This window comes from Pilosibacter fragilis, from assembly GCF_032490495.1.
Classification (GTDB): Bacteria; Bacillota; Clostridia; order Lachnospirales; family Lachnospiraceae; genus Pilosibacter; species Pilosibacter fragilis.
This window is the reverse complement of record NZ_JAVYJB010000021.1, coordinates 13,830-36,146: the sequence shown is the minus strand read 5'-3', so window position 1 is coordinate 36,146 and position 22,317 is coordinate 13,830. Positions and strand designations below refer to the sequence as shown.

Annotated in this window: 21 protein-coding genes; 18 read left to right on the top strand and 3 right to left on the bottom strand. The window is 50.2% G+C overall.

Translation table 11 applies throughout. The annotated features are described in order from the left end of the window. The first annotated feature begins 6 nt into the window (after window positions 1-6). From ABCW45_RS15360 to ABCW45_RS15305, 12 genes are all read left to right on the top strand, one after another. Window positions 7-621 carry a DUF1653 domain-containing protein gene (locus tag ABCW45_RS15360; RefSeq protein WP_117503418.1) on the top strand — a complete coding sequence of 205 codons (615 nt, stop codon included), beginning with the start codon at window positions 7-9 and terminating at the stop codon, window positions 619-621. Next, window positions 618-2,540 carry an excinuclease ABC subunit UvrC gene (gene uvrC / locus ABCW45_RS15355; RefSeq protein ID WP_343221128.1) on the top strand — a complete coding sequence of 641 codons (1,923 nt, stop codon included), beginning with the start codon at window positions 618-620 and terminating at the stop codon, window positions 2,538-2,540. Before ABCW45_RS15360 ends, uvrC begins: the two co-directional genes overlap by 4 nt. Before the next feature lie 363 nt (window positions 2,541-2,903). After that, a complete protein-coding gene (gene hprK, locus ABCW45_RS15350) occupies window positions 2,904-3,833 on the top strand; it encodes an HPr(Ser) kinase/phosphatase (RefSeq protein WP_343221127.1) in 930 nt (309 codons plus the stop codon). A gap of 15 nt (window positions 3,834-3,848) precedes the next feature. After that, window positions 3,849-4,718 (top strand): UDP-N-acetylmuramate dehydrogenase, encoded by an 870-nt coding sequence (gene murB / locus ABCW45_RS15345; RefSeq protein ID WP_343221125.1) that lies wholly within the window; start codon window positions 3,849-3,851, stop codon window positions 4,716-4,718. A 28-nt stretch (window positions 4,719-4,746) separates the two neighbouring features. Next, complete coding sequence (rapZ, locus tag ABCW45_RS15340; protein WP_117470045.1) at window positions 4,747-5,616, top strand: RNase adapter RapZ; 870 nt, start codon at window positions 4,747-4,749, stop codon at window positions 5,614-5,616. Between the two features lie 2 nt (window positions 5,617-5,618). Further along, window positions 5,619-6,578: a DNA-binding protein WhiA gene (whiA, locus tag ABCW45_RS15335; protein WP_021905251.1), complete on the top strand. Its 960-nt coding sequence runs from the start codon at window positions 5,619-5,621 to the stop codon at window positions 6,576-6,578. A 47-nt stretch (window positions 6,579-6,625) separates the two neighbouring features. Then, complete coding sequence (locus ABCW45_RS15330; protein WP_015552596.1) at window positions 6,626-6,880, top strand: HPr family phosphocarrier protein; 255 nt, start codon at window positions 6,626-6,628, stop codon at window positions 6,878-6,880. 93 nt (window positions 6,881-6,973) lie between these two features. Continuing rightward, the gene (locus ABCW45_RS15325; protein WP_343221124.1) at window positions 6,974-10,453 is read left to right on the top strand and encodes a DNA polymerase III subunit alpha; all 3,480 of its coding nucleotides are present in this window, start codon (window positions 6,974-6,976) and stop codon (window positions 10,451-10,453) included. Window positions 10,454-10,649: 196 nt separating this feature from the next. Then, the gene (gene pfkA, locus ABCW45_RS15320) at window positions 10,650-11,627 is read left to right on the top strand and encodes a 6-phosphofructokinase (protein WP_015552594.1); all 978 of its coding nucleotides are present in this window, start codon (window positions 10,650-10,652) and stop codon (window positions 11,625-11,627) included. Window positions 11,628-11,687: 60 nt separating this feature from the next. Next, window positions 11,688-12,065 carry an ArsR/SmtB family transcription factor gene (locus tag ABCW45_RS15315; RefSeq protein WP_015552593.1) on the top strand — a complete coding sequence of 126 codons (378 nt, stop codon included), beginning with the start codon at window positions 11,688-11,690 and terminating at the stop codon, window positions 12,063-12,065. Further along, window positions 12,062-12,856, top strand: coding sequence for a diaminopimelate epimerase (gene dapF, locus ABCW45_RS15310; protein ID WP_117503422.1), 795 nt, complete (start codon window positions 12,062-12,064; stop codon window positions 12,854-12,856). The genes ABCW45_RS15315 and dapF overlap by 4 nt, the downstream gene beginning before the upstream one ends. A gap of 230 nt (window positions 12,857-13,086) precedes the next feature. Continuing rightward, on the top strand, window positions 13,087-13,524 hold the full coding sequence (locus tag ABCW45_RS15305; RefSeq protein WP_015552591.1) for an Lrp/AsnC family transcriptional regulator: 438 nt from the start codon (window positions 13,087-13,089) through the stop codon (window positions 13,522-13,524). Window positions 13,525-13,671: 147 nt separating this feature from the next. On the opposite strand, the gene ABCW45_RS15300 is transcribed toward ABCW45_RS15305, so the two are convergent. After that, entirely contained in the window at window positions 13,672-14,646 is a 975-nt protein-coding gene (locus ABCW45_RS15300) for an AEC family transporter (protein WP_343221123.1), read from the bottom strand. A 192-nt stretch (window positions 14,647-14,838) separates the two neighbouring features. Here ABCW45_RS15300 and ABCW45_RS15295 point away from each other — a divergent pair, with 192 nt between their 5' ends. The 6 genes from ABCW45_RS15295 (at window position 14,839) to dusB (ending at window position 19,644) form a co-directional block, all read left to right on the top strand. Then, window positions 14,839-15,624, top strand: coding sequence for an N-acetylmuramoyl-L-alanine amidase (locus ABCW45_RS15295; protein ID WP_117470042.1), 786 nt, complete (start codon window positions 14,839-14,841; stop codon window positions 15,622-15,624). 181 nt (window positions 15,625-15,805) lie between these two features. Beyond that, window positions 15,806-16,444, top strand: coding sequence for a cytidylate kinase-like family protein (locus tag ABCW45_RS15290; RefSeq protein ID WP_015552589.1), 639 nt, complete (start codon window positions 15,806-15,808; stop codon window positions 16,442-16,444). Between the two features lie 176 nt (window positions 16,445-16,620). Continuing rightward, window positions 16,621-17,271 carry an HAD family hydrolase gene (locus ABCW45_RS15285; RefSeq protein WP_117503423.1) on the top strand — a complete coding sequence of 217 codons (651 nt, stop codon included), beginning with the start codon at window positions 16,621-16,623 and terminating at the stop codon, window positions 17,269-17,271. Between the two features lie 240 nt (window positions 17,272-17,511). Next, window positions 17,512-17,883: a DUF6145 family protein gene (locus ABCW45_RS15280; RefSeq protein ID WP_117470040.1), complete on the top strand. Its 372-nt coding sequence runs from the start codon at window positions 17,512-17,514 to the stop codon at window positions 17,881-17,883. Window positions 17,884-17,905: 22 nt separating this feature from the next. Continuing rightward, window positions 17,906-18,688: an N-acetylmuramoyl-L-alanine amidase family protein gene (locus tag ABCW45_RS15275; RefSeq protein ID WP_117503424.1), complete on the top strand. Its 783-nt coding sequence runs from the start codon at window positions 17,906-17,908 to the stop codon at window positions 18,686-18,688. Beyond that, the gene (gene dusB / locus ABCW45_RS15270) at window positions 18,685-19,644 is read left to right on the top strand and encodes a tRNA dihydrouridine synthase DusB (RefSeq protein WP_343221122.1); all 960 of its coding nucleotides are present in this window, start codon (window positions 18,685-18,687) and stop codon (window positions 19,642-19,644) included. The genes ABCW45_RS15275 and dusB overlap by 4 nt, the downstream gene beginning before the upstream one ends. A 119-nt stretch (window positions 19,645-19,763) precedes the next feature. On the opposite strand, the gene ABCW45_RS15265 is transcribed toward dusB, so the two are convergent. Next, window positions 19,764-21,161: an ATP-binding protein gene (locus tag ABCW45_RS15265; protein ID WP_343221121.1), complete on the bottom strand. Its 1,398-nt coding sequence runs from the start codon at window positions 21,159-21,161 to the stop codon at window positions 19,764-19,766. A gap of 298 nt (window positions 21,162-21,459) precedes the next feature. Further along, complete coding sequence (locus ABCW45_RS15260; RefSeq protein WP_117470037.1) at window positions 21,460-22,143, bottom strand: GntR family transcriptional regulator; 684 nt, start codon at window positions 22,141-22,143, stop codon at window positions 21,460-21,462. Window positions 22,144-22,317 lie beyond the last annotated feature (174 nt).

Here is a 22,317-nt window from a genome sequence, read left to right as displayed (position 1 = left end):
AACAAAATGAATCAGATTCGTAAAACACCAGTGCCGGGAGAATTCTACCGGCACTTTAAAAATAAGTTATATCAGATCATCGCGGTTGCGACCCACTCAGAGACCGGGGAAGAAATGGTAGTCTACCAGGCGCTCTACGGGGACTTCAAGATCTGGGTGCGTCCGCTTGACATGTTTTTAGAGGAAGTCGACCGGGAGAAATACCCGGATGCGGTGCAGAAGTATCGGTTTGAGAGAGTACGGCTTGTAAAGCCACAGAATGCGGAAAATTCCGCTCAGAATGCAGCTCAGCCAGTGCGGCAGGCACCAGCAGAACAGAAGCCGTCGGCAGACAGCGACAGCAGCGCCAAAAACACCACCGCCCAGGCCCCAGATGAAGACCAGCCCGTCAACCAGGAGCTCCTGGACTTCTTCGATGCCATGGACGAAAAAAACTATGATCTGATGCTGGAATGCCTGACAAAGCTCCAGACCCATGCAACCCAGAAAGAACTGGATGATATCTGCATGGTTCTGGACATCCATCCGCCGGTGGGCTGCGATGATGTTGGATCCCAGATCATGTTCATCAAGCGCCACCTTGCGATGATCAGAAAGTTTGACGGGGAGAGATTGCGTTGACAGAGAATGATATTCCTTTCAATATTGAAGAAGAATTAAAAAAACTCCCAGCATCGCCGGGAGTTTATCTCATGCATGATAAGCACGATGAGATCATATATGTAGGAAAAGCCATAAGCTTGAAGAACCGTGTGCGCCAGTATTTCCAGAGCAGCCGGAACAAGACGGCCAAGATCGAGAAGATGGTATCCAGGATCGCGAGATTCGAGTATATCATCACGGACTCCGAGCTGGAGGCCCTGGTTTTAGAGTGCAACCTCATCAAGGAACACCGCCCGCGGTACAACACGATGTTAAAGGATGACAAGACATATCCCTACATCAAGGTCACTACGGACGAGCCGTTCCCGAGAGTCCTGTTCTCCAGAACCATGAAAAAGGACAAATGCCGGTATTTCGGACCATATACCAGCGCCGGAGCGGTGAAGGACACCATCGACCTGATCCACAAGCTCTGGAAGCTCCGGACATGCAGCAGGAATCTTCCGAAGGACATCGGAAAGGAACGTCCGTGCCTGAACTACCACATCAAACAGTGCTCAGGGCCGTGCCAGGGCTATATTTCCGAGGTGGAATATAAGAAATCTGTCTCCGAGGTCATCGAATTTCTGGACGGAAAGTACACTCCGGTGCTGACGATGCTGGAGGAAAAGATGATGGCGGCCTCCGACGCGATGGAGTACGAGCAGGCTATCGAGTACCGGGAACTCTTAAACAGCGTGAAGCAGGTCGCCCAGAAGCAGAAGATCACGAGCCATAGCATGGAAGACCGGGATGTGATTGCCATGGCGAGGGACGACGCGGACGCTGTGGTGCAGGTATTCTTTGTCCGGGATGGAAAGATGATCGGCCGGGAACATTTCCGTGTCTCCGCATCCACGGCAGACAACAATTACCAGATCATCGGAAGCTTTGTAAAACAGTTCTACGCGGGAACTCCATTTATCCCGAGAGAGATATGGGTGCAGGAAAAATTTCCGGAGATGGATCTCATCGCAGAGTGGCTCACGAAACGCCGCGGTCAGGCGGTAAAATTCCTGATCCCGAAAAAAGGCCAGAAAGAGCGACTGGTGGAGCTTGCGCAGAAGAACGCGAAGCTTGTGCTTGACCAGGATAAGGATAAGATCAAGAGAGAAGAACTCCGGACCATCGGCGCCATGAACCAGGTGGGAGACTGGCTGGGGCTGGAAAAAGTCCGCAGGATGGAGGCCTACGATATCTCCAATATCAGCGGTTTCGAGTCCGTTGGTTCCATGGTAGTCTTCGAGGACGGACGTCCGAAGCGGAACGATTACCGGAAATTTAAAATAAAGACCGTCCAGGGACCCAACGATTACGCGTCCATGGAAGAGGTGCTGACCCGCCGGTTCACCCATGGCATGGAGGAGCTGGAAGAGGAGCGAAAGAACCAGGAAGACGGGGCGGAAGCGCCGGATGGAAGCTTCGGAAGCTTTACGCGGTTCCCAGACCTGATCCTCATGGACGGCGGCCGCGGACAGGTGAACATCGCGCTGAGTGTGCTGAGCGAACTGAAGCTTAACATTCCGGTCTGCGGCATGGTAAAGGATGACAATCACCGGACCAGGGGACTCTACTATAATAATGTTGAGATCCCCATCGACCGCCATTCCGAGGGCTTCAAGCTCGTGACGAGGATCCAGGATGAGGCACACCGGTTCGCCATCGAGTACCACAGAAGTCTGCGAAGCAAGGCACAGGTACACTCAGTCCTCGACGATATCGAGGGCATCGGACCGGCGAGAAGAAAAGCATTGATGCGCCGGTTCAAGTCCCTGGAGGCGGTGCGTGATGCAACCTTGGAGGAGCTTGAGAGCACGGAGGGCATGAATAAGCGGGCGGCGGAGAGCGTCTACGCCTATTTCCGCGAGAAGGACCGTGCGCCGGAGATCACGGAGTAAATGCACGGGATGAAGCAGGAAAATCTCGTGACATTCGGCCTGTGATATGATAGGATGGAGATAACTGTGCGCAGAGCTGTAAATTTATATCAGAAGCGATGCCGACAGGATATAAGATAAAAAGAACAGTATTGTAACTGTTCAGTAGGTCTGCGCACTTGCTGCGCTGACCGTAAGAAAACATAGGCTGGAGGGCAAAAATCCCATCAGCGAAGCTGATCTGGAATGGATTTTTGCGTGTAACTATGAAGGTACTGAATAGTTACACAGTATTTTAAATCGATAGAATAGCTGCGAATTGTTCCGAAGAACTGCCGCCATGATTCGAGGCAGCGGCCAGATACAGGAAAGGAGAACTATGCCATGTACGGAGTTACAATAGCTGAATTAATAGAAAAAATGGATTTCAAAAACCTGACCCCGGAGCTGGACTGCGAGAAGATCGTTGTCTCCCACCCGGACGTGAACCGTCCGGCGCTTCAGCTCACCGGATTCTACGCACATTTTGACAATGAGCGTGTACAGATGATCGGAAACGTGGAGATCGCGTACCTCTCCGGGCTCACAAGAGAGCGCCGGATCGCCATGTATGACAAGCTGATCTCCAGCAAGATCCCATGTCTCGTGTTCTGCAGAAACCAGACACCGGAGTCGGAGGTCGCAGAACTCTGCAGTCATTACGGTGTTCCGTGCCTGCTCTCCGCAAAACCGACATCCGATACCATGGCGGAAGTCATCCGCTGGCTGAAGGCAAAACTTGCCCCGTGCATCAGCATTCACGGCGTTCTCGTCGATGTATTTGGCGAAGGCGTTCTGATCACAGGTGAGAGCGGAATCGGTAAGAGCGAGGCCGCCCTGGAGCTCATCAAGCGTGGACACCGTCTCGTAAGTGATGACGTTGTGGAGATTCGCAAGGTCAGCGATGAAACTCTCGTCGGTTCCGCCCCGGATATCACAAGATATCTCATCGAGGTGCGCGGGATCGGCATCATCGACGTGAAGACCCTGTTCGGTGTCGAGAGTGTAAAAGATACCCAGTCCATCGACATGGTCATCAAGCTCGAAGAGTGGGATAAGAATAAGGAATACGACCGTCTCGGACTTGAGGACCAGTACACGGAGTTCCTTGGAAATAAAGTTGTCTGCCACAACATTCCGGTCCGTCCGGGACGTAATCTGGCAGTAATCGTAGAGTCCGCGGCGGTCAACTACCGTCAGAAGAAGATGGGCTACAACGCGGCCCAGGAGCTCTACAACCGCGTGCAGGCGAATATCGCTAAAAGAGGCGAATAAAAAGGAGAAACATTCATGGAAATCAGAACAAATGAGCCGATGGCGCGGCACATATCATTCCGCGTCGGCGGTCCGGCAGACCGGTTCATGATTCCGGAATCAGAGACAGAACTCCGCGAGGCGGTCCTGGACTGTAAAAAGTCAGGACAGCCCTGGTACATGATCGGCAACGGAAGCAATCTCCTCGTGGGAGATAAAGGTTTCCGTGGCACGATCATCAGCACAGAGCGTCTCGCTGAATTAGAAGTTCAGAAAAACGAAAACATTATCATCGCCGGGGCAGGCGTGATGCTCTCAAAGCTTGCGAACACGGCGGCGAGAGAGGAGCTCACCGGCCTGGAGTTCGCGGCGGGAATCCCGGGAACCGTCGGCGGTGCGGTCATGATGAATGCGGGCGCTTACGGATCCGAGATGAAGAACGTACTCCTGTGGGCAGATGTGATGGACCAGGACGGAAATGTGAAGCTGATGAAAAACGAGGAGCTGGAGTTGGGATATAGAACGAGCTGTCTGGAGCGCCTGGGACTTTTCACAGTCCGCGCGGCATTCAAGCTGACACCTGGCGATCCGGAGGTGATCCGGTCGCAGATGGAAGAGCTGGCAAGAAAGAGAAAAGAGAAGCAGCCGTTAGAATACCCGAGCGCCGGAAGCACCTTCAAGCGCCCGGAAGGATATTTCGCCGGAAAACTGATCGAGGATGCCGGTTTAAAGGGATTTTCCGTCGGCGGAGCCGCGGTCTCCGAGAAACACGCCGGATTCGTGATCAATAAGGATCATGGAACGGCGGCGGATATTTTGGGACTTTGCAATGAGGTAAAACGCCGGGTAAAGGAGAGTTCCGGGGTAGATCTCGAGCTGGAAGTAAAACTCTTAGGTGAATTTTAAAGGTGCACAATACAGGGAGGAATTCTCGTTGAGACTTGTAATCGTGACAGGCATGTCGGGCGCAGGAAAGACCACGGCATTAAAAACACTGGAAGACATGGGCTTCTATTGTGCCGACAACCTGCCGGTCCTTTTAATTGAAAAATTTGCGGAGCTGGTCATGAACGGACAGAGCGAAAAGCAGGACATCGCCCTGGGTGTGGATGTCCGAAGCGGTGAGGAGCTGCCGTATCTGGAGATTATCATCCGGAAATGGAGAGAAAACAAATACCCGTTCTCGATCCTGTTCCTGGATTCCTCCGATGAAGTTCTTATCAAGCGCTTCAAGGAGACGAGACGCAGCCATCCGCTCTCAAGAAACGGCCGCGTGGAAAAGGGAATCGAGCTGGAGCGGGAGAAGCTCGCCTTCTTAAAAAAAGAGGCGGACCAGGTCATCGACACCAGCAGACTTCTGACAAAAGAACTGCGCCATGAGCTGGAAAATCTCTACAGCGAAGCGGATGGATGCAGCAGCATGTTCATCACAGTCGTGAGTTTCGGTTTCAAGTATGGGATCCCGGCGGATGCCGACCTGGTGTTTGACGTGCGCTTCCTCCCGAATCCCTACTATGTGGAGGAACTCCGGTTCCATACGGGAACGGAGCAGGCGGTACAGGACTATGTGATGCAGGGTGGTACCGGGGAAGAGTTCTTAAAGAAACTGAATGATCTTCTGGAATTCGTGATTCCGAAATATGAACAGGAAGGAAAAACGCAGCTCGTGATCGCGATCGGATGCACCGGCGGACGCCATCGTTCGGTGACGATCGCAGGAGAAGTATTTAAGCGTCTGACGGAGTCCGGGCGGTACGAGATCCGGCTGGAACACAGGGACGCGGGGAAGGATGGAGGAAAGTAAGTATGTCTTTTTCTTCCAGGATCAAGGAAGAGCTTTCCAGGCATATGAGTCCGGCAAGGCATTGCCAGATCGCCGAAATTGCGGCGATTTTAAGCCTTTGCGGACGGATCCAGATTTCCGGGGACGATCATTACAGCATCAAGATCCACACGGAAAATGTGACAGTTGCCAGAAAGTGCTTTACATTATTGAGAAAAACATTTAATATAGAAACTGATATCTCTATACGGCGGAATGCGCATCTGGGAAAAAACAGGATCTATTCAGTCTGTGTGAAACAGCATGAGGATGCACTCCGCGTATTGAAAGCCACAAAACTTCTTACGGAGGACGGAGAGATCGGAGAGAATCTTTCCGTTGTGGGAAATGTGGTCGTACAGAACCCCTGCTGCCGCAGGGCATTTCTGCGCGGCGCTTTTCTTGCATCCGGATCCATCAGTGATCCGGAGAAGTTTTACCATTTTGAGATCGTCTGCGCGACAGATGCGAAAGCCCGCCAGATCCAGTCCATTATGGCAACGTTTGACATTGATGCAAAAATTGTCATCCGCAAACGCTATTATGTGGTATATATTAAAGAGGGGAGCCAGATCGTGGATATCCTGAATGTGATGGAGGCCCATCTGTCACTGATGGAACTGGAGAACATCCGCATCCTGAAAGAGATGCGCGGAAATGTCAACCGCCAGGTCAACTGCGAGACGGCAAACATCAACAAAACAGTGTCAGCCGCTGTGAAGCAGATCGAGGATATCGAGTTTATCCGCGACACGGTAGGCTTTGAAAGTCTTCCAGATGGTCTTGCGCAGATTGCAAAGGCAAGACTTTTAAAACCGGAAGCGACGCTGAAGGAACTGGGCGAAGACCTGGAACCGCCGGTTGGAAAATCGGGTGTCAACCATCGATTGAGGAAGCTTGGTGAGATGGCGGAGAAACTGCGGGAACAGGGAACCGAAACGTGAATGGAGACTAGTAAGCGCCATTCTTTGTGCAATTGAGGAGGATTATTATGACAAAACGTACGGTGACTATCGAACTTGCTTCTGGTCTGGAGGCTCGACCGATTGCGATGTTAGTGCAGCTTGCAAGCAGCTATGAGAGTACAATTTACGTCCAGAGCGACAACAAAAAGATCAATGCCAAGAGCATCATGGGCATGATGACACTTGATCTTCCGGTCGGCGAGCAGGTGGTCGTGACAGCGGACGGAGTGGACGAAGAGAAAGCAGTAAACGATATTGAAAAATATTTAAGCAACAACTAAGAAGCATGTCTGTATATAGTGACATTACGGGACTGCCGCCTTTCGGGGTGACAGTCCTTTTGCAATTGATGATAAAAAATACGGAGGAGACAGATGGCATTTACACACTTGCATGTCCATACAGAGTACAGTCTTTTGGACGGATCCAGTAAAATAGGAGAGCTGGCGGCGCGGGCAAAAGAGCTTGGCATGGACAGCATGGCGATCACCGATCACGGTGTCATGTACGGGGTGATCGATTTTTACCGGGCAGCCCGTGCGGCCGGGGTCAAACCGATCATCGGCTGCGAGGTGTATGTCTCCCCGGGCTCAAGATTTGACCGCGAGACTGTACACGGCGAGGACCGTTACTACCATCTGGTCCTTCTCGCGGAAAACAATACAGGATACCAGAACCTGATGAAGATCGTCTCCAAAGGCTTTGTGGATGGCTTCTATTATAAACCGAGGATCGACGAGGAGGTCATGCGGGAGTACCACGAGGGAATCATCGCTTTAAGCGCCTGCCTTGCCGGAGAAGTCCCGAGATATCTGGAGAAAGGTCTCTATGAGGACGCGAAGGCGGCTGCAAAACGCCATCTGGAGATCTTCGGCGAGGGCAATTATTTCCTTGAACTTCAGGATCATGGGATCCCGATGCAGCGCCAGGTAAACCAGGGGATCATGCGACTCTCAAAAGAATTAAATATCCCGCTTGTGGCGACAAACGACTGCCACTATATCAACGCCGAGGACTGGGAGGCCCATGATATCCTGCTCTGTATCCAGACAGGGAAAAAGGTCTCCGACGAGAACCGTATGCGCTACGAGGGCGGACAGTACTATGTGAAGTCCGAGGAGGAGATGCGCAGACTCTTCCCATACGCCCCGGAAGCCATCGAGAACACCCACAAGATCGCGGAGCGCTGCAACGTGGAGATCGAGTTTGGTGTCACAAAACTCCCGAGATTCGATGTGCCGGAGGGCTACGATTCCTGGGGCTATTTAAACCACCTCTGCGATGAGGGCTTCGCGATGCGCTATCCGAATGATGACGGAACGCTCCGCGCCCGCCTGGATTATGAACTCGGAACCATCAAGAGCATGGGCTACGTGGACTACTTCCTGATCGTGTGGGATTTCATCAACTTCGCGAAATCCCATGGGATCGCTGTGGGACCGGGGCGGGGTTCCGCGGCGGGAAGTATCGTGGCGTACTGCTTAAAGATCACGGACATCGACCCGATCCGGTATCAGCTCCTCTTTGAGCGTTTCCTGAACCCGGAACGAGTATCCATGCCCGATATCGACGTGGATTTCTGCTACGAGCGCCGTCAGGAAGTTATCGACTACGTTGTGGAAAAGTACGGGAAGGACCAGGTGGCCCAGATCGTCACTTTCGGTACCCTGGCGGCCCGCGGCGTGATCCGCGATGTGGGGCGTGTCATGGACCTGCCCTACAGCCTCTGCGACCAGGTATCGAAGATGGTCCCGGCGGAATTAAATATCACGTTGGACCTGGCACTCAGGAAAAACCCGGAATTAAAGGCGCTATATGATTCAGATGAGCAGGTAAGAAAGCTCATCGACATGTCAAAGCGCCTGGAAGGACTCCCGCGCCACACCTCCATGCACGCGGCGGGTGTCGTGATCTCCAGGACCTCCATTGACGAGTATGTCCCGTTATCGAGAGGTGCCGACGGCACCATCGTGACCCAGTTTACGATGACGACGCTGGAAGAACTGGGCCTTTTAAAGATGGACTTCCTGGGACTCCGCACACTCACTGTCATCCAGGACGCGGTGAAGATGATCGAAAAGAACTGCGGTGTGAAGCTCGATCTCGAGCACATCGATTATGATGATAAAAAGGTCATGGATTCTCTCGGAACAGGAAAGAACGAGGGCGTGTTCCAGCTGGAAAGCGGCGGCTTCAAGACCTTCATGAAGGAATTGAAGCCGACTACCCTGGAGGATATCATAGCCGGAATCTCCCTGTACCGTCCGGGTCCAATGGACTTTATTCCGAAATATTTAAAGGGAAAGAATGACCCGGAATCCATCACCTACACCTGCCCGCAGCTGGAGCCGATCTTAAAGCCGACCTACGGCTGTATCGTCTACCAGGAGCAGGTCATGCAGATCGTCCGCGATCTCGCCGGATATACCCTCGGCCGAAGCGACCTTGTGCGCCGTGCCATGTCGAAGAAAAAGGCAGCGGTCATGGCGAAGGAGCGCCAGAACTTTGTTTACGGAAATGAGGAAGAGGGCGTAAAGGGCTGTATCGCCAACGGGATCGACGAGAAGACGGCAAACCAGATTTACGATGACATGACGGACTTCGCAAAGTACGCTTTCAACAAGTCCCATGCGGCGGCCTATGCGGTGGTTGCATACCAGACCGCGTTTTTAAAATATTATTATCCAAAGGAATTCATGGCGGCGCTCATGACCTCCGTGATGGACAACACCACGAAGGTCTCCGAGTACATTCTCGCCTGCCGGAACATGGGAATCCCGATCCTGCCGCCGGATATCAACGAGGGATACAGCGGCTTCTCCGTATCCGGAAACGGTATCCGTTACGGACTTTCCGCCATCAAGAGTGTGGGCCGGGCCGTGGTGGACGTGATCATCGCTGAGCGTGAGAGCGGCGGTCTCTTCAAAAACCTCGATGATTTTGTGTCCAGAATGTCCAACAAGGAAGTCAATAAGAGAACGCTGGAGAGCTTCATTAAATCTGGTGCCCTGGACACACTTCCGGGAACGAGAAAGCAGAAGCTTATCGTCTCCGGCGACCTTCTGGAGAGCAAGTCAAAAGAGAAAAAGACGGTCATGGAAGGTCAGATGAGCTTCTTTGACATCGCCCCGGAGGAGGAAAAGGACAACTTCCATATCACGTTCCCGGATGTGGGCGAGTATGACAAGCAGACACTTCTGGCATTCGAGAAGGAGACCATCGGCATCTATGTCAGCGGTCATCCGATGGAGGAATACCGGGAACTCTGGGAGAAAAATGTGACGGCGAGAACTTCCGATTTCGTTGTGGATGAGGTCGGAAAGACCATTGTGGAGGATAATTCCAATGTGGTCATCGGCGGAATGATCACGTCGAAAAAGGTGAAGACTACAAAGACGAACCAGCTCATGGCATTCATCACCGTTGAGGATCTTGTGGGCACGGTGGAAGTTCTCGTGTTCCCGAAGATCTACGAGAAGAACCGTCAGGCGTTCACCGAGGAAAACAAGGTGTTTATCCGCGGCCGGGCGTCCATCGGTGATGACCCGGTAGGAAAGCTGATCTGCGAGGAAGTGATCCCGTTCACCGATATCCCGAATGAGCTTTGGCTTCAGTTCGAAAATCAGGCATTCTACGCGAGCCACATCGACGATGTCATGGCGGCACTCCGTGATTCCGACGGAAAAGACCGGGTCATTTTGTATTTAAAAGAAGAACGGAAAATGCGCAGACTTTCCGAAAACTGGGCAGTCCTCGCAGGGCTGGATCTTCTGAACCGCCTGTATAAGATCCTTGGTGAAAAAAATGTCAAAGTTGTGCAAAAGGTCATTGAAAAGAAGGGCAAAGTGTATTAAAATGTAACTGTTTGGTAGGTCTGTGCATTCACTGCGCTGACCGTAAGAGAACATTGGCTGGAAGGCAAAAATCCCATCGGCGAAGTCGATCCGGAATGGATTTTTGCATGTGACTGCGAAAAAACTGAGCAGTTACATTAAAATAAGGACGTGTACGGCGAATGATTGACAGAATTTTTTTATGGAGGAAACCCATATGTCAAAGAAAGAAGTCAGAACGATCGGAGTATTGACCAGCGGCGGAGATGCCCCTGGAATGAATGCGGCAATCCGTGCGGTTGTAAGAACCGCTATCAATAAAGGCCTGAAGGTAAAAGGAATCATGCGTGGCTACGCCGGACTCCTTCAGGAAGAAATCGTAGATATGGACAGCGTCAGCGTTGCGGACACGATCAACCGCGGAGGTACGATCCTTTACACAGCCCGCTGTGAGGAGTTCACAACTGAGGAAGGCCAGAAGCGTGGCGCTGAGGTATGTAAGAAACATGGTATCGATGGTATCGTTGTGATCGGAGGAGACGGTTCCTTCCGCGGTGCCGGAAAGCTTTCCGCTCTCGGAATCAACACGATCGGTCTTCCGGGAACCATTGACCTTGATATCGCCTGTACCGACTATACGATCGGTTTCGATACCGCTGTAAACACAGCGATGGAAGCCATCGATAAAGTCCGTGATACTTCCACCTCCCATGAGCGCTGCAGTATCATCGAGGTTATGGGAAGAAATGCCGGATATATCGCTCTCTGGTGCGGTATTGCCAACGGCGCGGAGGATATTCTCCTTCCGGAGCGCTACGACGGCAATGAGCAGTACCTGATCAACCGGATCATTGAGAACAGAAAGCGCGGCAAAAAGCATCACATCATCATCAACGCTGAAGGAATCGGACACTCCACTTCCATGGCAAGAAGGATCGAGGCGGCGACAGGTATCGAGACCCGTGCCACCATCATTGGCCACATCCAGCGAGGCGGTACACCGACCTGTAAGGACCGTGTTTACGCGTCCATCATGGGTGCGAGAGCTGCAGAACTTCTGGCGGAAGGAAAGAGCAACCGTATCGTAGCCTACAAGGACGGCAAGTTCGTGGATTTCGACATCCAGGAGGCACTGAATATGAAGAAAGACATCCCGGAGGAGCAGTACGAAGTAAGCAAACTTCTCGTGCGCTAACTGCGTGGAAAGAACTGCTGTCCGTATGACCTGCGGCAGCAGCAGTAAAGGAGCAGGAACATGGGTATCAGAGAGGACGAAAAGATCGCCCCGCACTGTGAGTTTATTCATGTCCACGACAAGGTGGTAAAACGGGTGATGGACGTGATGCCGGAAGGCGAGGAGCTCCAGAATCTTGCGGAATTCTTCCGGGTATTCGGCGATTCCACAAGGATCCGTATTCTGTATGCACTCAGCCAGTCGGAGTTATGTGTGTGCGATATTGCAAGTCTTCTCGGAATGGGACAGTCTGCGATCTCCCACCAGCTTCGGATCCTGAAGCAGATGCGCCTTGTCAAGTTCCGCAGGGAAGGAAAGAGCGTTCTCTACTCTCTTGCGGACGGTCACATCCAGACGATCCTCGCACAGGGGATGGAGCATATAGGAGAGAAAATATGAAATTCACGAAGATGCAGGGCATCGGAAATGATTATGTTTATGTAAACTGTCTTGAAGAGACTGTGGAAGATCCCTGCGGGACGGCAAAGATGGTCAGCGACCGCCATTTCGGAATCGGATCGGACGGATTGATTTTAATTAAGCCGTCAAGGGTTGCGGACTGCCAGATGGACATGTACAATCTGGATGGATCCCGGGGTGCCATGTGCGGAAATGGGATTCGCTGTGTCGGAAAATACGCCTATGACCACGGAATCGTGGATAAGACGGAGATCGACGTGGAGACTGCATCCGGAATCAAGCATCTGTCTATGAAATTAAAAGACGGCAAGGTAGAGCTTGTGACGGTGGATATGGGGCGTCCGGTGCAGACCTCCGAGATCGGGGAGCCGATCACGGTGGATGGAAAAGAGTACCGTTTTACCGGCGTGTCCATGGGAAATCCCCACGCGGTGGTATTTATGGATGGAATCAAGGATATGGAGATCGAAAAGATCGGCCCGTCCTTTGAAGTCCACGAAAAATTCCCGGACCGCACCAACACGGAATTCGTGGAGATCGTAGACCGCGGACATGTAAATATGCGTGTCTGGGAGCGTGGTTCCGGAGAGACTCTTGCCTGCGGAACAGGTGCCTGCGCGACGGCGGTCGCCTGCATCTTAAACGGTCTTACTGACGATGAAGTCCGCGTGACACTGCTCGGCGGCGACCTTCTGATCCGTTGGGACAGAGAAAAGGACACTGTATTTATGACAGGTCCGGCGGCGGAAGTGTTCCACGGGGAGATCTGAAATACCAGACTGACAGCAGCCGGGTGCCTTTAAAACAGTGCTGGATCCGTGAAAATACGGTCGGGCAGCATAGATAAAACATGAACGCAGGAATCGTTTGGTGGTCTGGATATCACAGATGTCTGCCGTAGGGATGCGGCGCGGCTGAACGGTTATCTGTATATAGATAAGGAGTTCCGGGCATATGACACAGCTAAATATACTTGAAAACCGGAACAAAGGAGATAATTATGGATCATATTGACAGGGAGATTCTGCAGATCCTGCAGCATAACGCGAGAGCGTCCTTGAAAATGATCGCGGAGAAGACATTCCTTTCTTCCCCGGCGGTTTCAGCAAGAATTGAAAAACTGGAAAAAGATGGAATCATCACATCCTACCAGGCACAGATCGATCCGATGAAGCTTGGATATCACATCCTCGCCTTCATCAACCTCAACGTGCTTCCGGAGGACAAGCAGAAATTCTATAACTACGCGGAAGGAATCCCGAACATCTTAGAGTGCAGCAGCGTTACCGGAGAATACTCCGTGATCATGAAGGTTGCCTTCGAGAGCACAATGCAGCTCGATAGCTTCCTCGGCCAGCTCCAGAAGTTCGGCAAGACCAGTACCCAGGTGGTATTCGCCACCCATGTAGGTCCACGAGGCGTGCAGGTACAGGAATAGGAATACATACGAAAAATAAAAAGGACATCTGAACGAGAGATACGAGGGTATTTCTGGTTCAGATGTCCTTTTTGCTGCAAAAACAGCGTTTTTTAATCTGCCGCAGGAATTTCCAACCAATTGTTGGATGGCCTGAGGCAGAGATATTTATAAGATCGCAACCAATGCCGACACGATCGGGATCGAGATCATGGACAGCAGAGTGGAGATACAGATCCCTTTCGACACCAGGGTGACATCTTGGTTGTATTCCATACAGAGCATGGACACGTTTCCAGCAATAGGGCAGCCGGAGAGGATCGTGGAGATCTCCAATAATGTACGGTCTTTGATAAAGAATCTCAGGACGAAAAAGGTGATCATCGGGAGAACCAGGAGCTTCAGGAAGGAGAAGAGATACAATTCCTTATCGGTAAACACCGTGGAAAACTTCACTCCGGCCAGAGTGGAACCGATGACGATCATCGCAAGCGGTGTTGTTGTGACACCAATGGTAGAAAACAGGCTGACCGCATGCTGCGGGAGGCGGATATCGAGAAGATAAATGCCGATGGCGAGGAATGCGGAGAGGATCCCGGGGGAGAGAAGCCTTTTGACGTTGAACCCGGAGGATTTCTGAGAACCGCTGCTTTCTGGAGCGGCAGCCTGCACTTCAGAAACAGCAGCCGCAGCAGTATTTTTTGCGTCATCTTTTGACAGCAGATACACTCCGTAACTAAAAAGACTCAGGTTAAATGTCATCATGAAGATCGAAACATGCAGCACATACTCCCCACCGTAAATCGTGGAGATGATCGGGATTCCCATGAATCCCAGGTTGCTGTAGTTTAACATGAGTTCATATGTCGTGTTCCAGCGGATGGTCTTCTGAATAAAGTGGCAGATCACATGGGCCACCAGGAAGATGGAGACCGCCGCCACAAAGATCGGCAGCATCTCCCGGTCATGGGCCATATCAGATCCCGTGACTGCGTTTAAGATCGTCGCGGGCAGGGAGATATTGACGATAAACCGGGAGACCTTCGACTCAAAAGTCTTATCGATCACGCCGGATCGGTTGGCGAGATAGCCGGTGAGCATTAAGAGAAAGAGACTCACCATCTGGTTGAATACGATTAACATGGTGTAAAGAGATCCTTTCGTGTGATTGCCAGGGAAAGTTTTAAGACATGGATGGCGCAGGTCTGATGATACGGGAATATGATAAGGTATCCGATCATTCATTCAAAAAATCGCTGTGGGTATCCAGACAGCGCAGATTTTGGACTCAATGATTGTATCATATCATAAAATTTATGAAAAAGGAGAATAATTTTGGCAAAGCAGAACAGTGTCATCATTGATCCGGGTCACGGCGGGAGTGATCCGGGGGCGGTATATGGGAACAGACGGGAGAAGGACGATACGCTGGCGTTGTCTTATGATATCGGAAATGCCCTGGAACGCCGGGGGGTCCGGGTGGAGTACACGAGAGTCGGCGATGTATACAACAGTCCATATGAGAAGGCGCAGATCGGGAACAGCTCCACGGCGGATCTGTTTTTGTCGATCCATCGGAATGCCATGGCGGTGCCGGGGTCTGCTTCCGGAACTCTGAGCCTGATCTTTGGGAGAGGTGGCGATGCGGAGACATTTGCGGAGAATATCAACAAAAAGCTTGCGGCGGTGGGCTGGAACGACCTTGGAATCAGTGAGAGGCCGAATCTTGTGGTCCTCAGGGATACAGCACTTCCGGCGGTTCTTGTGGAAGTTGGATTTATCGACAATGAGAAGGACAATGACTTCTTCGATGAGAACATGAGCCGGACCGCGGATGCCATCGCGGATGGGATCGTGCAGACATTTGCGGAGCTGGAAAAGCAGACGGCAGGCGAGGAGATGCCGGGCTTTTATATGGTTCAGACCGGGATCTATCGGGTAAGAGCCAACGCGGAGAGGGAAGTGGAGCACCTGAAATCCCAGGGATTCCCTGCGTTTATGACGTTTAAGGACGGACTTTATTATGTCCGCGCCGGGGCATTCCGGAATATGGAAAATGCAGTGCGGCAGGAGCAGGAACTTCGAAAGCTGGGATATCCGACATTGCTTGTAAAGACATGAGTTATATGCCTGTATTTTGTAATTGTGAAACTTACGAAGGAGCTGAAAAACAGCGAAAATATTATAAAAAAGACTTAAAATTTCAAACTATATATGGTAAAATACAGATAGAATAAAAAGCATTCCCATGATTTTTCCAGGTACATCTGCCGAGAGGCGGGAGGGGAAGAAGGAGGCATTTATGGCGGAGAATAAGAAATTTGTGATCACGGTCGGAAGACAGTATGGAAGCGGCGGAGCGGAGATGGCGAAACGTCTCGGCGAGCGCCTTGGACTTCATGTTTACGATAAGGAGATCTTAAAGATGACCTCCGAGGAGAGCGGGATCCGCGAGAGCTATTTCCACCTTGCCGATGAAAAAGCCGGAAATAAGCTGTTATACCGGATCATCCACTCTCTGATTCCGGAAAACGGAACCCCGTCTCTGGGATCTGACCTGATCTCATCTGACAACCTGTTCCGGTTCCAGTCATCGGTCATCCGGAAACTGGCTCAGGAAGAATCCTGTATTATTATCGGCCGCTGCGCCGACTATGTCCTCGACGGAACTGAAAACCTTGTCCGGCTCTTTGTGTATGCGGAGATCGAGGAGAGGATCAACAAAGTCCGTGAGAAAGGATACTTCCCGGAGGAAGATATCTTAAAGAATATTAAGCGGATCGACCGGGAGCGCCGCGACTATTACCGCTACTATACCGGAAAGAGCTGGGAGAATCTTGAGAACTATGATCTGATGATCAACACCACGAAACTTTCCTACGATGATATGGTGGAGTGCGTGGTAGACTACCTGAAAATGCGCGGGATTCTTGCAAAATAGAGGGAAATACGATAGAATATAGGCGGCTTATCCTTAAGCCGCCTTTTTCCGTTAACCGGAAATTTTGATGGAGCTTCCGGCTGATGAAAAAGGCACTACATACCAATCATGCACACCCGCGTGAAGATATGGATTGCCGCAGGCGTCCGCGCGAGGTTTGCCGGAAAGGAATTTACATGAAGATCACACGCCCGATCAGGGCCGTCCTCTTTGACATGGACGGCGTTATGGTAGACAGTGAATTTGTATATATGAAATACCTGCTGGAGTTCGCAAAAGAAAAGAACCCGGCGGTGACAATGGAAGACATCACCCCAATGGTAGGCCGCAGCAGACAGGATAGCTGGACTGTGATGGAACGGGCCGTGAATAACGGTGAGACCTGGGAAACACTGATCAAAGAGTGGGCCGAAAGAGACATTTACAGCCGGATCGACTACCGGAAGATCTTCCGCCCGGAGATGAAGACCACCGTGCAGGAGTTAAAGCGCCGCGGCTATACGGTTGCCCTGGTATCCTCCACAGGTCCGAAGCTGATCTCGAGGATCGTGGAGGAGGTGGGCATGCGCCCGGAATTTGACCTGATCGTCAGTGGAAAGCAGTTTAAACAGAGCAAACCGAATCCGGAGATCTACCACTATACAGCGGATACTCTGGGAATCCGTGAGGACGAGTGCTTTGTCGTGGAGGATTCTACCGTGGGCATCGAGGCGGCATACCGCGCCGGAATGTCAATCGCCGGTTTGAAGGATGACCGGTTCGGATTCGACCAGAGTAAGGCGGATTACCATATCGATTCAATATCTGATATTTTGAGATACCTGTAATTTCTTCTAAAGCAGTTAAGCTTCAAAAATGCTAAAACCATGGACAGGTTATATAAAATGATGTTGGGGTCAAAAACATTTGCCCTCACAGTTACGCGCAAAAATCCATTCCAAATCGGCTGTGCCGATAAGATTTTTGCTATCTATTCTAAGTTTTCTTACGGTCAGCGTAGTAAATGCGCAGACCTACTGAACAGTTACAATCACACTATATGACAGGAAACGGAGCAAACATATATCATGGCAGAAAACAACAATAAACAGGAAAACATTATCCTCTGCGGCGCAAACTCATACCAGCAGAAATATTACTTCAACGAAAAATTCAAACTTCTTCCGGAAAACATCAAAAAGGAACTTCAGATCATGTGCGTCCTCTTTACTGAGGATGTGGGCGGCATCCTCTTCCTCGAATTCACCCCGGAAGGAAACCTCGAGTTCCGTGTGGAAGCGGAGGATCAGGATTATCTCTTCGATGAGATCGGAAGTGGTCTTAAGATCCGCCAGTACCAGAGAGAAAAGAAGGAACTTTTAGAATCTCTGGAGTTATTCTACCGTGTGGTATTTCTCGGCGGCAAGCTGGAAGACCAGCTGGAAAAAGAGGGAGAATAACACCGGTATCGGAGGAAACGATATGAGAAGAGCAGGCTGGAAATGCATACGAAACAAAATAAGCATCTGTGCGGGATATGTTTATAAGGGAAAAGCGAGGAAAACGATGATGGCGGCAGCGATCGGAATTGGAGGTGCTGTACTTTTGAGTCTTACAGACTCCGGAACAGCAGGGATGACTGCCTATGCTTTCAACATTGGTCCGGGCATGGAGGATCACGATATCATATATTATCAGGAGCAGCCGGAAAACAACCCGGCCTACAACAACGGCTGGACTTCCAATGTCGGCCCCGGAGCGTCCGGTTCCAATCCGGGCGGCGGACTCGACAGCGAGAAAGATTACGTGTACTCGAAAGGCCCGGGAAACGAGGCGGCACAGCAGTACGCAAAAACAGAAAACAGCACGATCTACATCCACAATACCTACCGCGGCGGCAGCTGGAGACAGCGGGCTGACGGGAAATGGGCCTTATATAAGCCGGACGGAAATCCGGTCTCGAGTCAGTGGGGCTATGTAGATGGAAAGACATATCTGTTGGATATGTATGGAATCATGCAGACCGGCTGGCAGAATGTCAATGGAAACTGGTACTATTTAAACAGCAAAGGAGCTATGCAGACGGGCTGGCTCTTGAAAGAAGGAAAATATTATTTCCTGAACACGGACGGAACGATGGCATACGGATGGGTCAACTCTCAGGGCAGCTGGTATTACTTCCAGAAACCAGACGGAGACATGTTAACCAACGCTTATGCGCCGGACGGACGGTACGTAAACGCAGAGGGAGTTTTGATTCAATGACGTTAAAAATCGGAAATGTGGAACTTGAAAACAATGTGATCCTCGCCCCGATGGCGGGCGTGACGGACATGCCCTACCGGATCCTCTGCAGGGAGCAGGGAGCAGGTCTGGTGTGCATGGAGATGGTGAGCGCGAAGGCGATCCTCTACAAGAATAAAAATACTCAGGAGCTCTTAAAGGTGGATGAGCGGGAGCGTCCCGTGTCCCTGCAGCTTTTTGGCTCTGATCCGGATATTGTAGCGGATATCGCGGCGAGCCTGGAGGATGGTCCATACGATATTTTCGATATCAACATGGGCTGCCCGGTGCCGAAGATCGTTAAGAATGGTGAAGGCTCTGCCCTTATGAGAAATCCGAAGCTGGTGGAGGAAATCCTTACGAAACTCGTGAAAGCGGTGAAAAAGCCGGTGACTGTGAAATTCCGCAAGGGCTTTGACGATACCTGCATCAACGCCGTGGAGATCGCAAAGATCGCCGAGAGTGCCGGTGTGGCGGCGGTGGCTGTCCATGGAAGAACGAGAGAGCAGTATTACTCCGGAAAAGCCGACTGGAATATCATCCGCGAGGTCAAAAAAGCTGTGAAGATCCCGGTAATCGGAAACGGAGATGCCTTTACACCGCAGGATGCGAAGCGCCTTGTGGAGGAGACGGGCTGTGACGGGATCATGGTGGCCCGGGGTGCGAAGGGAAATCCGTGGATCTTTAAGCAGATCACCCACTATCTCGAAACGGGCGAGCTTCTCCCGAGACCTTCCGTGGAGGAGCTGAAAGCCATGATCCTGCGCCATGGCCAGATGATGATGGAATTTAAAGGCGAGCTTGCGGGAATGCGGGAGATGCGGAAGCACGTCGCCTGGTATACCGCCGGGTATCCGAATTCTGCGGCATTGAGAAATGAGATCAATTCGGTTGCGACACTGGAGGAGCTGACGGAGTTGATCGGGACGAGACTATAAGAAATATCAAAGGGAGATCCGAAGGATAACGGATCTCCCTTTATTCTTGCGTAACAGGGAATTCTGTGAAATTCCCTGTTACAAAAAAGGCACATTCTATAAAAAATGGGGTGATTTGCCTATTGACAACTGCCATAGATATCTGAATAGGAGACGAGAGTCACGTTTCCGAGTTTTTCGGCCATTTCCGTACATCCACTTGTAAAACCGTTTTTCGAAAACAGAAACAGATGTGTGGAGTTGTAGTGGAAAAGCTGGCTTCGATGGACAAGAAGCTCGAGAACACCGAAATCAACGAGATCGTTTGTCCATTTGCATTCGCAAAACAAGGCTGTATTCTTGTCCTGTTCTCCCATGATGTCGATTTCTGTTTGCGCATGTGTGGCTGGATCAGTTCCCCACCAACGCCCAAGCTCCTTGAAGAAAACAGGAGATTTTCCATTTAAGAGCAGCTGCCATAAATATTGGGTGCAGATATCTTCAAAGATTTTTCCCATATAGTCGGAAAGCTGAGGTCTGATCCTCTGATAGGCCAGATCAGATGCGCCGCGGACGATCAGGGAGGCATTATCAGGAATAAACCGGTACCAGAAGCGGAACATGTTGTCCTCAACCGTGTAAATTGTTTTTTTGGAGTTCTTTTCCCCGTAAGGTGTTTCGCGGTGAATTAGTCCCAGAGAGATCAGATTTTTTAAATAAGCAGTACAGGTGCTGCTGTTTTCGCCGACTTTTGTGCTGATTTCCGATAGCTTGGAAGCACCGGAAGCAATCGCTGAGATAATTGCGTTATATAGCGATGGTTCGCGTACTTCCTGTTTGAGAAGATTTTCAGGTTCCTCGAAGAGGGCGGAGGATGAATTTAAAAATGTATTTTTTATGTTTTCATCAACACTCATGGAATCATCCATCTGAAGAAGATATTGCGGGGTTCCACCGGCAATCCCGTAAATCAGGGCACAGTCAGATGGAGAAAAATTTCTGAAATAGCGGCATGTTTCAAAAAAGTTAAAGGGTAAGATCTTAAACTGTGCGGTTCGTCGCCCGTACAGGGGGGCTTTATATGCCAGCACATGATCCTCCATATAAGACATGGAGGAACCGCAGAGGATCAGCATGAGTTTTGAGCGATCTTTATATTGGTCGATTAACAGCTGGAGTACAGAAGAAAAGCTTTTTGATGATCGTGCAACATAAGGATATTCATCAATAACAAGGATGATCCGTTCCTGTTCTGAACGTCTAAAAACATACTCTAATGCTGACTGGAAGGTAAGAAAGACAGATTCAGCAGGATTACGACTGTCTGATTCCAGAATACTTCTGCTAAAGTTTTCAAGGTTCTGCTTTGCGTTGCTTTCAATTCCCATAAAATAAATAGAATTTTTATCTTTAATAAAATGGCTGAGCAATGCGGTTTTTCCAACCCGGCGTCGTCCGTAGTCAACTGCAAATTCAAATTTATCCGATCGATATAGTTTTTCAAGAGAGGACAGCTCTCTTTCTCTTCCAATGAACATGATTTCACCTCCGGCTGTTGTACATGTGATCAGAGTACAAACAGGCAAATGACTGAATGGTTACATCTTAATTATAGCCGATAATATCCTCATCGTCAAATACAAAAAAGTCATTTGCATTTTACTTAATTATAAATTAGTTAATTATAATTAAGTAAAATGTATTAAAGAAAATTTACACTGTTTACACGACATACGGACAATAAAACAGTTGTTATCATAGCAAATTTGAAAGAATAAAAAATCCGGATCTGGTTTCTCAGAAGATAACAGATCCGGATTTTATAGTTGTGAGCAGTTAAAGAGTCATATGATGTGCGAGGTTGTTGGTCTCGGAAGCAGCGACAAGACGGAATGCGGAAGCTTTTGATTGTTCAAGGTGGTAGATGAGCTGCTCTTTTGCCTTTTCCCAGTCACCTTTCAGGCACGGTTCTACGATCGCCATGTGCTCCTTGAAAGTCGCCTCCAGACGGAAATTCGAAACATTTCCGGTCATGTACCGGAAACGCTCATTCTGCGTCTGGATCGTATCATAGCTTCTGTTGATAAATTCATTCGGGCAGGCGGACATGATCAACGCATGGAAGCGATAATCGAGGTCATAGAAGGAATCCTTGTCCCGGTATATTTCTTTGTTAGGATCCCATTTCTTGAAAATATCATAGAATTCATTCAAAGCGGAGACGGAAAGATTTGCTCCGTAATGGGTCAGGACATACGGCTCATACATCATTCGGACTTCAAAGATCATATCAATGTCATTTAATGTCAGAGGACGAACGAGAATTCCGCATTTCGGGCGGATTTCCAGAAGACCTTCCTGTTCGAGACGTCCAAGCGCGTCCCGTACCGGGGTACGGCTCAGAGATAATTCAGTGGTAAGCTGTTCTTCATTCAAAAAAGTACCCGGCGCATATTGACAAGTGACGATCTTGGAACGGATCGTATTGTACGCCAGGGTTTTCAGGTTTATTTTAGGCATAATGGACTCCTGTCTTTTTCTTCTCAATAAAAAATATATAGATTCATACTAACACAAAACAAAATCGTTTTCAAGCAGATGTCGACGGTTTTTGCTAAAAACGTCAATTGGCGTTTTGCACAAGCCAAAAAGCTCGATTTTGTTGAAAAAGTCAAAAGTGGTGCAAATTTCTTA

Coding starts and splice junctions, on each gene's coding strand:
- ABCW45_RS15360 (WP_117503418.1), top strand. CDS start 7: ATGAATCAGATTCGTAAAACACCAGTGCCGGGAGAATTCTACCGGCAC.
- hprK (WP_343221127.1), top strand. CDS start 2,904: ATGTACGGAGTTACAATAGCTGAATTAATAGAAAAAATGGATTTCAAA.
- murB (WP_343221125.1), top strand. CDS start 3,849: ATGGAAATCAGAACAAATGAGCCGATGGCGCGGCACATATCATTCCGC.
- whiA (WP_021905251.1), top strand. CDS start 5,619: ATGTCTTTTTCTTCCAGGATCAAGGAAGAGCTTTCCAGGCATATGAGT.
- ABCW45_RS15330 (WP_015552596.1), top strand. CDS start 6,626: ATGACAAAACGTACGGTGACTATCGAACTTGCTTCTGGTCTGGAGGCT.
- ABCW45_RS15325 (WP_343221124.1), top strand. CDS start 6,974: ATGGCATTTACACACTTGCATGTCCATACAGAGTACAGTCTTTTGGAC.
- pfkA (WP_015552594.1), top strand. CDS start 10,650: ATGTCAAAGAAAGAAGTCAGAACGATCGGAGTATTGACCAGCGGCGGA.
- ABCW45_RS15315 (WP_015552593.1), top strand. CDS start 11,688: ATGGGTATCAGAGAGGACGAAAAGATCGCCCCGCACTGTGAGTTTATT.
- dapF (WP_117503422.1), top strand. CDS start 12,062: ATGAAATTCACGAAGATGCAGGGCATCGGAAATGATTATGTTTATGTA.
- ABCW45_RS15305 (WP_015552591.1), top strand. CDS start 13,087: ATGGATCATATTGACAGGGAGATTCTGCAGATCCTGCAGCATAACGCG.
- ABCW45_RS15300 (WP_343221123.1), bottom strand. CDS start 14,646: ATGTTAATCGTATTCAACCAGATGGTGAGTCTCTTTCTCTTAATGCTC.
- ABCW45_RS15290 (WP_015552589.1), top strand. CDS start 15,806: ATGGCGGAGAATAAGAAATTTGTGATCACGGTCGGAAGACAGTATGGA.
- ABCW45_RS15285 (WP_117503423.1), top strand. CDS start 16,621: ATGAAGATCACACGCCCGATCAGGGCCGTCCTCTTTGACATGGACGGC.
- ABCW45_RS15280 (WP_117470040.1), top strand. CDS start 17,512: ATGGCAGAAAACAACAATAAACAGGAAAACATTATCCTCTGCGGCGCA.
- ABCW45_RS15275 (WP_117503424.1), top strand. CDS start 17,906: ATGAGAAGAGCAGGCTGGAAATGCATACGAAACAAAATAAGCATCTGT.
- dusB (WP_343221122.1), top strand. CDS start 18,685: ATGACGTTAAAAATCGGAAATGTGGAACTTGAAAACAATGTGATCCTC.
- ABCW45_RS15265 (WP_343221121.1), bottom strand. CDS start 21,161: ATGTTCATTGGAAGAGAAAGAGAGCTGTCCTCTCTTGAAAAACTATAT.
- ABCW45_RS15260 (WP_117470037.1), bottom strand. CDS start 22,143: ATGCCTAAAATAAACCTGAAAACCCTGGCGTACAATACGATCCGTTCC.